This is a genomic window from Bacillus sp. FSL K6-0923 (assembly GCF_038630825.1).
In the GTDB taxonomy this organism is placed as follows: domain Bacteria; phylum Bacillota; class Bacilli; order Bacillales; family Bacillaceae; genus Bacillus; species Bacillus pumilus.
Window position 1 is genome coordinate 1919565 of sequence record NZ_CP152044.1, and the last position, 13205, is coordinate 1932769.

Sequence of the window (13205 nt, forward strand, 5' to 3'; positions counted from 1 at the left end):
CTTCCTCCTCTTTCACGACCTACATTTTAAAATCATCCATATGATCGATATATACTTGATCCCTATTCTCAAGCTCCCTCACGACTTTTTGGTGCTCTTCTTCATCTAAATTATAAAAATTAATATCAATCATCGCTAAAATCAGTAAGCATACAGGAATCACTGTTACCGTGATTAAAATGCCAAGCAATGCTTCTGGCGTCTGTATTTGGTTTGCAACATAGCCAAATCGATCGAGTACAAGCCCCGGAACGATCCCGCCTAATGCCATCCCAAATTTAAAGAAAAATCCAATGACTGCGTAGATAAGTCCGCCCATCCTTTTTCCAGTTTTATATTCGCCATATTCAACAGTCTCAGGAATGAGTGCCCACATGTATGCACCGGCTGTAATACTACCCGCAGCAGCAACGAGTCTGAAAATCAGGATTAACGTGATTTGACTCGGCGGTATCACAAGTAAGGCAAGAAGACCTACGATATTCAGCGATAAAGAATAATTCAGCAGCTTTTTCTTACCTAACAACTTGTGCAGCTTCGGAATAAACGGCAGCACCATTAAAGCTGGCAGACTGCCAATGAGTCCGTACCATTTTACTAAATCTTCTCTGCCAAGGTTATACGTCACATAATAGATCCCAACAGAGTTGCTGATCGAGTTCACACCAAAAATAATAATAAAGAAAATACTTAATACAACAAGCGGGCGATTCACTCGTAACTGGACAAAAATATCACTGAATTTAATCTTTTCCTCTGGCTTTTGAAGCGTGACACGTTCATTCGTACTTTTAAAACAGAAAATCAATAATGCACCGCCAAGAACGCCGAGAAAAGCCATCGTCATCTGCCAGCCAAGTGCTGTATTTCCTGTCGTATCACTTAAAAAGGTCGCAAGAAAAGGAACAAAAAAAGCCACAACCAGACCGCCTAGATTGGCAAACACCATGCGAACGGACGTAATACTAACAACTTCTTGGTTATTTCTTGTCATTGCGGAAGTTAAAGCACCATAAGGAACGTTGATGAATGTGTATGTAAGCGATAAACCAACATACGTGATGTAGGCATAAATGAGTTTACCCATTTCGGAAAAATCAGGTGTTGTAAAGCAGAGGATGGCAAGTACGACAAAAGGAAACGCACCAAATAACAAGTAAGGTCTAAACCTGCCAAAACGGCTGTTCGTCCGGTCCACCAATGCACCAATAAATGGATCTGCAAGTGCATCAATGGCGCGAACAACCAAAAACATCGTCCCTGCTGCTGCCGCTGATAAACCGTACACATCTGTATAGAAAAATAATAGATATGTAGAGACAGTTGCGTAAATCAAATTACATGCGAAATCCCCTGAAGCATATCCCACTTTTTCAGACATACGAATCTTCTTTAAATTCTCACTAACCATGAGCTTTCTCCCTTCTTCACTTACCCTCTTCTAACGAACAGATGATGGAGGGCAGCAGCAATCAATACGCGGAATATAAAGCGCTTTCAATTTGTTATAAAAATGTAGCTGAACATCTCATCCTTTCAGCTTAGCCCAAATACGCAGCAAAACAGTCGAATGACAGAATCATCTCCTTCAATATAGGGTTCGATAATTGAAATTCATCTTAGTTTATTGACTAAACAAACTAAGATGAATTCATTTTATAAAATCTGATCTGACTTTTCAATATTTTTTGAAAAAATAATCCAAATAATCGATATCTTGTCATTTATCTTTTGAAATGACATGAAAATCTAAAAGAATTCATTTATTGGTTGCATTCAAGCTCATCCCATGCTATATTAATCAAGCGATGAGCTGAATTGTGTAAGTCGGGTAACATGTCTCTTTGAGACACACACGAATGTGGCGTGTGGTTATTCCGCCTCAATACGCAAAAGACATCTTCTTAGGAAGATGTCTTTTTTCTTACCCTATTTTTGTTCCATTCTCAACCGGTTCATCTGTCGCTAGCAAAACCACGTCTTCTTTTGACGGCATGCCTCCTAAGACAAGCACTTCTGATTTGAACCCAGCAATTCTTCTTGGCGGGAAATTAACGACCGCTACGATTTGTTTGCCAGTAAGATTCTCCGCTGTATAACGCTTTGTCAACTGAGCACTAGATTGCTTCACACCGATTTCTTCGCCAAAATCAATCTTGAGTTTCAACGCAGGCACTCTTGCCTCTGCAAAAAATTCTGCCTCTATGATCGTTCCAACACGAATATCTAACGCCAAAAACTGTTCAATATCTGCCATCTGATTCTCTCCCCTTCGTAAAAGATAACGTATTCTATTGATTATCCATTGTAGCACATTCATTTTGTCAAAAAGGAGGTTCAAAAAGCCTATACAGCGTTAACATCATCTTTATAGTTTACATAATAAATTTATAGTCGCGTATTAAATGTTTGCATCCTAAAAATGAATTCGGTAGAATGGCAAATAATCCTACTGCTTCCTCTCGAATAATTTGGGGAGGGTTCACACTTGTTTACACTATCAGATATGTGGACGTTTTGCTGGTCGTTTTTTGTCATTCTTCCTATTGTTGCCATCCTGCATCAACTTGGCCATATTGTGGTCGCGTGGATGTTTGGAGCAAAGGTTTCCTTTGCGCTTGGCAGAGGCAAAAAAGTGTTGAAAGTAGGCGTCGTTGAAATTAGACGGATCTATTTTCTAGATGCATTTTGCCACTATGAAGAAATGAGGAAAAATAACCGATTGTCGCACATTCTTGTCTACTTAGGCGGTTCATTATGCAACTTGCTCAGTGTTCTCATACTGAACACAATGATCGCCAATGATTTCCTGCCAGAGCACCAATTTTTCTATCAATTTGCTTACTTCTCAGTCTACTATGTATTTTTTGCACTTCTGCCAGTCCAATATGCAGATCATCATCCGAGTGATGGGCAAGCAATTGTAAACATCATTCGGCACGGTGAACCATGTGACATCATTGACTAACACGCTGACTTTCACTGTCAATATGATAATGAATCGTTAAAAAAGGAATACCGAACAGCTTCATTTGATGTACCGCTGTGAGACTTTCATCCGTCTGCGGCTTCATATGAAAGCTTTCTTCCATTGGCAGTTTCATGGTGATAAAAGGCGTATGCAAATACAATCCTTCGTCACCGGTACTGCCTTTTGGACATGTGCTTTTTAATAAAAAATCTTCTTTCTCATTAAAAGGCTTTAAAATAGCTGTCAGCTGAGAATAAGGAAGTGGCAGCGCAATGTTCAAATAACCCCCATCTGCATCGTAATGAAGAGCATAAAGTGCAAAAAAGACTTGCTCTCCTTTTGCGTTGTGACGTACCCAAGCCCGAACATTTTTCCTTTCTTCCTTCGGATGTTGAAATCTAGTCAGACGTCCCTTCATTTCATATGGATGACGAGATAACCCCAAATAAAGCTGACCTATTTTCTTAAACATTGGCTGAATTAAAAAAACAAACGGCCTTACCCACCAATGAAAGCTGACGGCTGCTTTTAATGTGAATGCCATAGGGTCTTCATAAAATCTGCGAATCACGGGTGACACCCTATCAGCTGAAAACGTCTTTCCATTTAATTCATCAAGAGAATCGACTAAACCCAGCTTCTCAGAGTCATGCGCGCTGTCCTCTTGAATCGAGATCATCTGAAACCGGCCATGCACTTTCGAAATCGGAAAGTTCTTCTGCTTTAATTGATCCTTCGATCCTTCAATCAGCCAGCCAATCAAACCTGGCAAAATCACAAAAAAAGCATTGATACTGCCATGAAACCAAATCATCTGATCAATGCTAATGTAGGTCACACGCATCAGCATACCTGCGGAATAAAGAAGTGATAGCACGATCGTCCCCATTAAAACAAAGCTAGAAAACACAACGAGACCTTTCGCCAAAGTTGACCGAAATCTTGTTTTCACACAAAGGAAGCCATATATGTAGAGGGCCATCACATAAAGAATGACGCTGAACGTATCAAATAGACGGGAAAAGCTAATCCCAACAGCAATCATCAGAGGCGACAGCAAAATCACCCATCCCGCCGCTTTGTATAAAGCTGTTTCTTTTGCTGGCTGCCTCCCTAATAATCCATAAAAAAGCGGAATAAAAAAAGCGGAGTAATGAAAATGAATAGCGGTCAAAAGAACAATGATCGGCGAAAATGTCATCACCTGTATATCTGCTGTGTATAGCCAAAACCACAGACCCCCTAAAGCGAGATACATCCAAGCGCCATCAATCATCAGCTCATGAAGCGGAAAGATTCCTCTTTTCAATAAACGAGAAAAGCCAAATAACGCCAATAAGATTGTATATAAAAGCCATCCCGATGCGAACCAAGCGGAATGATAGATAAAAGCAGCGGTTGCACAAAGAGCCGCTAGTGGAAAGGCTTTCATTAAAAAGCCGATCAGCATCCCTGGCTTGTGTTTCTTCCCTTCTTTCTCAAAAAAGTGTAAGGCAGCGGGAAGAAAAAATAGAATCGCCATGAGAACAAAAAATTCTGCTACCCGGCCTGTCATGAAACGGGTAGCAATAAAACAAGACATGAAGATCAGACTGGATGTCAAATGCCACTTATTCATCATGAGCCATCCTTTCTGTAAAACGGCCTTTATATGTAAAAAGAGTACCAAACAGGCGGTTTTTCACGTGGACATCAATGGTATATTCACCTGCATGCTCATCGTAGCCTTCCGTTACATCTGACACACCATAAAGCCATGAAGGCAGCGGCCATTCTTTTCTGAACATCAAAAACTTCTGCCGGCCGGATTGGATGTGCAAGAAACCATGCTTTGTTACTGTAAAATGAAGCTCTGACACAAGAAGTCTAGGCTTTCCAAAGTAATCTAGTACTGTATGACTCTCCTGATCAATGATCATATCTGCATCAAAGTGCCGCTCCTTCTTTGGGAAATAAAACGTTCGATACCAGTGCATCCCTTCCTCCCCCTTATTTGTCACAAAGGGCTCGTTCACAATTTGGAAAGGAATGTTTTTACCTCGCTCGGGGAAAAAGCAACGAAACAGTGGACCCATTCTGAAGATCAACCGAATGAGTCTTGACCCGCCGCCTATTTCCTCCATAGTACCTTCAGCAGAAAACGCGCGGTTGTATCTCTCTTTTAGCTTTGGATGCAGTTTATCGTAATCCTTTACTTGATGACGATGAACGACCATGTCTACCTCCCCTTTTTCGCTTGATTGAAAATACATCTACACAATCTTTTAGATTGATCATACCTGCAATCGACAAAATGAAAAATGCACTCATCACAAGCGGCTCATAAAGCGTCGTTTGCGGGGATAGGATCCCTATACAAAGCATAATGAGAAGAAACATACTTTGTAAAATGAAGAGATATTTCTTTGATAGTTTGGGAATTAGCCATGATACGCCTAAAAGCGCATAAAACAATCGGAAACTCGTGCTATGATCAAAAGCTGAATGTGAAAAAGGAATGGCTGCTTGGCTTAGCCAGACGATGGCAAACAGCAAACAAATCCCGTAATGAGCAAGGGTTCTCTCTAGTAATAACCGAGGGTGCGTTCCCTTTTCAAGCCACGTCTTTAATGCACCAAAACTAAAGGCTGTCATAAACCCGATCATTGGGCGAAAAAGAATCCGGTCTGCCCATGTCCATCCTTTTCCTTCTTTCGTTTTGTAATCAAATTGAGTTTGAAACACAATGTGATCGCTTGTTTTCATATACTTCCAGTAGCCGCTGCCTTCTTTGATAAAAGACAATGGGTGTGACGATTTGAAATGAAGTGAGGATGCCCGCTCTTTCCGTTCATCCATCATTCTTGTTCGATAAGCTCCTGTCCCTGTGACACTTAAACCAAACCCAAGATGCTTTTCATACAAAAAGGATTGGGGCTGTTCATTTTGAGGTTCATTTAATGAAATGGTTGAAAAGCGCAAATCCCATTGTTCATGAAGCTTTGGATTTTGCGTATACTCCCATACTTTCTCTATCGGTGCATGAATGGTTGTTTCCACATAAACGGGCTTTCTTTTCATCTGCCTCTTCTCCTCTATGTGAATTATTTCACATAATAATCATACCATGTTTCACAAAACTGTCAAATCTTTATTCTTTTTTTGTCAAAAAATTGCTTCAAGATGACCGCCTCTAAAACATATCGATTCACTACCAAAAAAAGACCTGTCAATGAGACAGATCTTCTTTTTGCAACACACCTGAGATATAAAGCTTGACCGCATAGCTCACACTGTCTTCAAGCTGTTCTTTTCGTTGAAATCCATTTTTATTTGAAATATCACCGAAGCCGTGCAATAAGCTTCTTAGTCCTCTGACCACATGTGTCATCTCTTCTTCTTTGACACCAAAACGGGCCATGATGGATTGGACAAATTCAACAAGGCGCTCTGCCTCACTTCTTACTTTTTTCTCCTCCATATGTGAAAAGGCTGCTTCATAAAGACCTGGATGTTCGCGGACAAATTGAACATACTGTTTGGCAAAGGCTAACACAGCTTCTTCTTTATCCAGCCCCTCTGTTACGTGTATGCCTTCTTCACGTAGCATGGACAGCCCTTTTTCTGCGAGTGCCGCCTGAATTTCATGAAGACCAGATACATGATTATAAAGAGAAGGTGGTCTGATGTTCAGTCTTTTAGACAATGTAGCAATGGTCAAAGCAGAAAAACCCTCTTCATCAACAAATGCAGCTGCTGTATCGATGATTTTTTCTTGCGTGATTCCCATTCTTGGAGACACGGTTTACTGCTCCCCTTTCTTCAGCTGCTGCTGCCTTTTTCGAACGGCAGCTTGAAGCTTTTCATGAGGTTCTATAATGAGATCGCCATGTCCTGCAGCAAGACAGGATAGGCGAAGTGCCAGTAATTTTTCGGCGCTTTTGAGTGCGGTTTCTGCATCCCATGTAGCAAAAGCCGGGAAAGGGAAAGACCAGCGAAATTCACCCGTAACAGATAAGCCGCCTTTTGTCACAAGGGCATCCCCAGCAATCACAACTTTTGATCTTTCATCGTATAAGGATATGCTGCCAGGTGTGTGCCCTGGTGTTGCAATAACTTTCAGCGGTCCAATCTCATCCCCTTCTTCGACAAGCACATCCGGTTTTGTACGAATATGTTTCGAAAAACTGCCTTTGATTTTTTGCTGGGGTTCGCCAGGAAGTAAGGACAAGTCACCCTCAAATAGGCGGGCATCGCGTTTTGATAAATAGACGACAGCCTCTGGAAAAACCTTTTTCACTTCATCTAATGCACCGATATGATCCATATGACTATGGGTGAGAATGATTTTGTGGATGGGCTTGTTCTTTTGTCGAGCAAATTCGATGATCGAGTTTGCTGCCATTTTTAAAGCAGCATCAATTAAGATCAGTCCATTCTCTTCCTCAAAAACATAACAGTTTACCGGGAATAATCTCGGCATCAATGTGAGCTGGTGCAGACGGTCAAAAGTTGTCAATCTCATCAAGTGTCCCCCTAAAACTAATGTTGTTAGTTTTATATTAACTAATACTATTAGTTTTAGCAAGCATTTCTTCATCAACCGCAATATAAATATCAATTTGCGCTTCTTTTGGATCTATAGATCTTTCGTCATACCATTCAAAGTCGCCTGTATATGTGCGGTAATGGCGCTCATCCCACGTCCAAATCTGCTGCCATGTTTCCCACACGACCTCTTCAATCGGACCCTTTCTCGTTCGGAATTTTACGTAGGCGGAGGCAGGAATCTCTATGATATGTTCTAACTGCTGATCCACGAATTGCCCAGCAGTAAATAAATAAGAGCCATGCTCATCTTTTTCATAATCTGAATACAATCCTATGACGGGCGCTTGCCCTCCGTGAAGCTGCTGCGCAAAAAATTGCTGCCAGAGTGGAGCAATCTTCCGCTCTTTTGTTTGCTCCATTTCGTTTGTTGTTCGAACAGACAGCCCTTTTATCCATTGTTTCTCTAATGTCACGATATCGTACATACATTCTCATCTCCTTTTTTTCTATCATATAAAAAGAAACCTGACAACATAGTGTCAAGTTTCTATTCGTTTGAGAAATTGTTTCAACTGGAGATCAAACGCTTCTTTGACATGCTTCGGAGAAAGAATGTCAACATCTGGACCTAAATGGAATAGAAAACTATTTAACCAATCATCAAGAGGTACGGTGATGGTGGCAAGATAGGTACCGTCTGAACAGACGTTCAATTCGTTCTCATCTACCCATTCCTTCACTTTCCCCACTGATGCTTCCGTTAACCTGAGCATGACTGGACTGACAGACGGCTGTTCTTGCCAAGAATCATTCCAAGGCTTCTCTTCGTTTTTGACTCTTTTCGGTTGAAAATACCCTGAAATGGTGACAAGACCGGTCATTCTAGTCAGCTTGAACAGGCGAAAAGCTTTTTTTACACAACAAAGCGCATACAAATACCAATGCCTCCCTTTTAAAACGAGCGTATAAGGCTCCACTTTGCGCGAAAGAGTTTCACCTTTCGCATTGCGATAAGTAAACTGAATGTATTGGTGCGCTGACGCAGCTGTATGAATGAGCTGGAGCTTCTGCTCTGCCTGGCTGTCTTTTCCCCAGGAGCTTAAATCAATGAAGACATGGTGCTGTTTCTCGCCTTCATCGGTATGCGGGGCAATGAGAGATTTGATTTTTTTCAGTACATGTTCACTTTCTTTAAAGGAGTATGCACTCGTCATGCTTTCAAGAGCTGTTAAAATGACCTCGATGTCATCATCGGTAAATAATTTTTTCTCTAAACGATAGTCCTCAACAAGTGAAATGCCTCCACCTGCTCCTTGGGTTGTCACAACAGGAATTCCCGCTTGATTGATGGTATCAATGTCACGATAAATGGTCCTCGTGCTCACTTCGTGAAGTTCAGCAAGATCTTTCGCCTGTACTTGCTTCTTGCTAATGAGCAGCATCACAGTAGATAAAATGCGGTCAATTTTCATGACTTTTCCTCTTTTTCATAAATGTAGGTTTTGTTTTGATAAAAAAAGAAAGAATGGTAAAGATAAGTAACAGCCAGCATTCGTTTACATCCCTGCACGTGCAGGAGGAGGTTGCATCATGACACATAACGTGTGGCAATTGTTCATGATTGGGAGCATTATGTTGATCTGCATCATGATTCGAATGAATCGAATGAGACGCTATCAGCTTGTACGCCCCATCAGGCTTTTGATGAGAATGTATCTCTTTGGTCTTTCAGCCCTTATTCTCCTATCAGAAGGATGGCAAAATCACAATATCTTGATCTATGCCGCTATTGGTATGCTTTTTGGAAGCAGCCTTGCTGTTCATGCCTATCAGACGATTCGTATGAAAGAAGAAAATGGCCGGCTGTATATGAAAACGAGTAAATGGATTGAAAGCTTCATTTTATGCTTGTTTTTATCCAGGGTTAGTTTTAAGCTGGTTGAACTGACAAACCATTCGATGACCAAGATCAGTGTCGTTGAACTGTATCAGCATATCGTGAGCGATGATGCGATGACCATGCTCAGCTTTTTCCTTTTAGCGGCTTACTATGTTGTCTTTTCTTTTCACATGATGAAAGCAAGTAAACGATCGACACATGTACATCATGTATAAAAACCTTCCTATTGGCGTAGGAAGGTTTTTTATCAATCGTGCTGTGCATGATGAATCATCTGTTCAAGCACTTCCATTACATGCTGATCTTCAGGACTGTAAAAAATTGAGGTCCCTGCTCGTCTAGATTTCACAAGACGAAGATTTTTTAAAAAGCGCAGCTGATGAGAAACGGTTGATTGCATGAGATTCAGTGTTTCTGCTATATCATTTACCGAGTGTTCACCTTGAGACAGCAGGTGCAGAATTCGAATACGTGTCGGATCAGATAAAGCTTTAAAGGTTTGGGAGACAAGAAATAGACTTTCTTCATCCAGCTCCATCCGTTCCTGTTCTTGATTTGTATTCAGTTCTTCCTTCATTTTGCTTCACCTTTCTTGTCCGTCAAATCACGACTTATTCTATGTATCATCATATACCAAAACGTCCGGCATGCAAAGAGAGCACACTTTAGAAAAAAGATTTACTCAAATAGCATTGACACTTGGTAGCATTCTTTTTAAAATGAGCATTATTTATTCATTTTTTTAGAGGAGCTGATAGGCAAATTGACTGAGGAGCCAAGACTAAAACGCAGCCTGACTGTCTTTCCACTTGTTGTGATCGGGCTTGCTTATATGGATCCACTTGTCGTATTTGATTCATACGGCATTGTGGCTCAGCTGACGAAAGGACACGTCGCTGCAGCTTATATATTTACGTTACTTGCATTACTATTGACAGCGCTTAGCTATGGGAATATGGTGAAGGCTTTTCCAAAAGCAGGATCTGCTTATACATACGCGCAAAAAAGTATTCATCCTCATATTGGCTTTCTTGTAGGCTGGACACTTTTACTGGATTATTTATTTTTGCCTATGGTGAATTTTGCGATTGGAAGTGCTTATTTAACCGCAGCCTTTCCTGATGTACCTCATTACATTTGGATCACCATACTTGCTATCGCCATAACGACTGTCAATGTAATCGGTATCCGGCTTACAGCCAACATCACGGCACTATTTGTGACCTTCCAGGTCATTGTCGCCGTCACTTTTGTTGGGTTTATTATTTATGGGCTCACGCAAAACGCAGGCAGCGGAGAATTATTGTCCGCCCGGCCTTTTTATTCGGCGAGCTTAGATCCAGCGCTGATTTTTTCAGGAGCAACCATTTTATGTTTTTCGTTTCTAGGATTTGATGCCATCTCAACCATGTCTGAGGAAACCATTAAGCCAAAAAAGACGATCCCACTTGCCATCTTCTTAACCGTCGCCATTGGAGGCGTACTTTTTACCTTGACGTCTTATTTTTTGCAGCAAGTATTTCCAAATTTTCAGCAGTTCAAGCATCCCGATGCGGCGTCACTTGAAATTGCGGAATTTGTGGGCGGCGCCTTTCTCCACTCGTTCTTTTTAGCTGGCACAATGGTCGCTGTTATCTCTTCTTCCTTATCGTCACATGCAAGTGCAGCAAGGCTGTTATATGCAATGGGTAGAGATGAGTCGTTACCGAAGCGTTTCTTCGGATATATTCATCCGAGATTAAAAACGCCTGTTTTTAATATTTTATTAATTGGTGCTTTCTCCTTAACCGCAGTCGTTGGCGAACTTGAAGTCATTTATTCCTTTATCAGCTTCGGCGCGTTGATTGGATTCACATTTGTGAACTTATCTGTTTTTGCGTACTATTTCATTAGACAAAAACAAAGAGGTGTACTCAATACATTGAGATACGCAGTGATCCCTCTGTGCGGGACGGCCTTTTGTATATGGCTATTAACGAGCATCAGTACAAATGCATTAATCATTGGTTTGCTTTGGCTAATTATCGGTTTTGTTTATTTCTGCTACAGACTGAAAACAAGACCCGAATTTACATTTGGGTACGATTGATTATAAGGTTTTCACTTGGTATCTTGTGCAGGATATGGCATAATAAAAAGGCTGTACTTCCCTTTTAAAAGCGGGGCAAAACAGGGGTGAACTGACCTTGAAAAAGAAAAAAACAGGATGTTTTGCCATTTCAGGCTGCTTCACGATTTTTCTGTTTGTTTTCGTATTAGCAGCCATTGTCATGTCCTTTAATCAAAAGGAGTTAAAAAAGCTGCCGATTGATACGGAATCAATTGTTTTGTCGAGATTGGATGATTTCAAACCGCTTGTAGAAACAGAGTTAAGAGATCAAGATTTAGATCAATATACCGCGTTAATCCTCGGTATGATGTATCAAGAATCAAAAGGCAGAGGCGGAGATCCAATGCAGTCCTCTGAATCTCTTGGTTTGAAACGAAATGAAATCAATGACCCTCAGAAAAGCATTAGACAAGGAGTCCATCATTTTTCTACTATGTACAAGCATGGGAAGAAAAAAGGCGTTGATTTGGAAACTATTATCCAAAGCTATAATATGGGAATTGGCTATATTGATTTTGTTGCAAAAAACGGGGGAAAACATTCCGAGAAATTGGCAAAGCAATACTCTAAAAAGCAAGTGAAACGAAACCCAGAAGTCTATACGTGCGGAGGCAACAAAGATAACTTCCGCTACCCATATTGCTTCGGTGACTTCACTTATGCTGAAAAAGTAAAAGAAAAAACGAAAACAGTTGAAGAAAAGATGAAATTGGCTTCGTCATCCTCACCATCATCGTAAAAAAAGCACTTCCTCTTTGGAAGTGCTTTTCATTTTATCGATGTTCTTTCCCGATTTCCGGCAGGATCGTTTTCGCTAAATGCTGATCCATTTCCTCATATTCATCATAATGAATCGTTTCATACAACTCTTGTCTCGTTTGCATGTCCTTTAGCATTCCTTGCTGCGTCCCCTTCTCCATGATTTCTGTAAATAAACGCTCATACGCTTTTGCAGCGACTCTTAGTGATGACACAGGGTAAATGACCATTTGAAAACCAAATACAGAAAATTCGTCTGCATGATAATAAGGCGTCTTGCCAAACTCCGTCATATTTGCAAGAAGCGGTCCTTTAATATTGTTTGACGCATGCGTGAAGTCCTCTGCTGTGATGAGTGCCTCAGGAAAAATAGCATCAGCTCCTGCTTCTACGTAAAGATTGGCCCGGTGGATGACATCCTCCATCCCGTTTACAGACTTTGCATCGGTTCTTGCAATCACCAAAAGCGTTGGTGCCGCTTGTTTAATGGCTTTGATTTTTGCGACCATTTCTTCTACTGGAACGAGTGATTTTCCGTTTAAATGCCCGCATTTTTTCGGCATTTGCTGATCTTCAATTTGAACAGCTGCCACCTTACTTTCTACCATTTCCTTTGCCGCTCTTGCAGCATTCAATACACCGCCATAGCCAGTATCCATATCGACCAAAAGCGGCAGCTGAGAAGCTCGAATGATTTCCTTCGCTTTTTCAGCCATTTCCGTTGAATGAATCATGCCGAGATCAGGCAATCCTTTGCTGGCACAAAAAGCGGCGCCGGATAAATAGAGCCCTTGGAAGCCCATTTTTTTTGCATAGAGCGCAGACATTCCATCGTGAACGCCTGGGATTTGAAATAAAGCTGATTTGTGCATTTGTTCTTGAAAGGCTGCGGCTAAATCTGCTTGACTTGATTCATCATTCACGATCCACACACT

At 41.1% G+C, this 13205-nt stretch carries 15 protein-coding genes; 4 read left to right on the forward strand and 11 right to left on the reverse strand.

Going from position 1 to position 13205, the window contains the following annotated elements:
- Window positions 1–19: 19 nt before the first annotated feature.
- Window positions 20–1411, reverse strand: a complete 1392-nt coding sequence (locus MHI16_RS09580) for an MFS transporter (RefSeq protein ID WP_058014922.1) — start codon at window positions 1409–1411, stop codon at window positions 20–22.
- Window positions 1412–1924: 513 nt separating this feature from the next.
- Entirely contained in the window at window positions 1925–2257 is a 333-nt protein-coding gene (csaA, locus tag MHI16_RS09585) for a chaperone CsaA (protein ID WP_003215734.1), read from the reverse strand.
- Between the two features lie 231 nt (window positions 2258–2488).
- Here csaA and MHI16_RS09590 point away from each other — a divergent pair, with 231 nt between their 5' ends.
- Window positions 2489–2968 (forward strand): site-2 protease family protein, encoded by a 480-nt coding sequence (locus MHI16_RS09590; protein WP_003216048.1) that lies wholly within the window; start codon window positions 2489–2491, stop codon window positions 2966–2968.
- Here MHI16_RS09590 and MHI16_RS09595 read toward each other — a convergent pair.
- From MHI16_RS09595 to MHI16_RS09625, 7 genes are all read right to left on the reverse strand, one after another.
- Entirely contained in the window at window positions 2958–4589 is a 1632-nt protein-coding gene (locus MHI16_RS09595; protein WP_342497939.1) for a YndJ family protein, read from the reverse strand. The two genes, MHI16_RS09590 and MHI16_RS09595, sit on opposite strands and share 11 nt — an antisense overlap.
- Window positions 4582–5187, reverse strand: coding sequence for a DUF4166 domain-containing protein (locus MHI16_RS09600; protein ID WP_058014920.1), 606 nt, complete (start codon window positions 5185–5187; stop codon window positions 4582–4584). The genes MHI16_RS09595 and MHI16_RS09600 overlap by 8 nt, the downstream gene beginning before the upstream one ends.
- The gene (locus tag MHI16_RS09605) at window positions 5150–6031 is read right to left on the reverse strand and encodes a hypothetical protein (protein ID WP_268467652.1); all 882 of its coding nucleotides are present in this window, start codon (window positions 6029–6031) and stop codon (window positions 5150–5152) included. The genes MHI16_RS09600 and MHI16_RS09605 overlap by 38 nt, the downstream gene beginning before the upstream one ends.
- A 148-nt stretch (window positions 6032–6179) precedes the next feature.
- Window positions 6180–6752 (reverse strand): TetR/AcrR family transcriptional regulator, encoded by a 573-nt coding sequence (locus MHI16_RS09610; protein ID WP_268467653.1) that lies wholly within the window; start codon window positions 6750–6752, stop codon window positions 6180–6182.
- A 3-nt stretch (window positions 6753–6755) separates the two neighbouring features.
- Complete coding sequence (locus tag MHI16_RS09615) at window positions 6756–7475, reverse strand: MBL fold metallo-hydrolase (protein WP_268467654.1); 720 nt, start codon at window positions 7473–7475, stop codon at window positions 6756–6758.
- Between the two features lie 37 nt (window positions 7476–7512).
- Window positions 7513–7986 (reverse strand): GyrI-like domain-containing protein, encoded by a 474-nt coding sequence (locus MHI16_RS09620; protein ID WP_058014916.1) that lies wholly within the window; start codon window positions 7984–7986, stop codon window positions 7513–7515.
- 54 nt (window positions 7987–8040) lie between these two features.
- Window positions 8041–8973: a YafY family protein gene (locus tag MHI16_RS09625; RefSeq protein ID WP_268467655.1), complete on the reverse strand. Its 933-nt coding sequence runs from the start codon at window positions 8971–8973 to the stop codon at window positions 8041–8043.
- A 118-nt stretch (window positions 8974–9091) separates the two neighbouring features.
- Here MHI16_RS09625 and MHI16_RS09630 point away from each other — a divergent pair, with 118 nt between their 5' ends.
- Window positions 9092–9616: a hypothetical protein gene (locus tag MHI16_RS09630; RefSeq protein WP_058014914.1), complete on the forward strand. Its 525-nt coding sequence runs from the start codon at window positions 9092–9094 to the stop codon at window positions 9614–9616.
- 32 nt (window positions 9617–9648) lie between these two features.
- On the opposite strand, the gene czrA is transcribed toward MHI16_RS09630, so the two are convergent.
- Window positions 9649–9978 (reverse strand): Zn(II)-responsive metalloregulatory transcriptional repressor CzrA, encoded by a 330-nt coding sequence (gene czrA, locus MHI16_RS09635; RefSeq protein ID WP_007500691.1) that lies wholly within the window; start codon window positions 9976–9978, stop codon window positions 9649–9651.
- 186 nt (window positions 9979–10164) lie between these two features.
- On the opposite strand from czrA, the gene MHI16_RS09640 reads away from it, so the two are divergent.
- Window positions 10165–11490 carry an APC family permease gene (locus MHI16_RS09640; protein WP_058014913.1) on the forward strand — a complete coding sequence of 442 codons (1326 nt, stop codon included), beginning with the start codon at window positions 10165–10167 and terminating at the stop codon, window positions 11488–11490.
- Window positions 11491–11587: 97 nt separating this feature from the next.
- Window positions 11588–12250, forward strand: a complete 663-nt coding sequence (locus MHI16_RS09645) for a lysozyme family protein (protein WP_003215897.1) — start codon at window positions 11588–11590, stop codon at window positions 12248–12250.
- Between the two features lie 34 nt (window positions 12251–12284).
- Here MHI16_RS09645 and prpB read toward each other — a convergent pair whose 3' ends face one another.
- Window positions 12285–13202, reverse strand: a complete 918-nt coding sequence (gene prpB / locus MHI16_RS09650; protein WP_058014912.1) for a methylisocitrate lyase — start codon at window positions 13200–13202, stop codon at window positions 12285–12287.
- Window positions 13203–13205 lie beyond the last annotated feature (3 nt).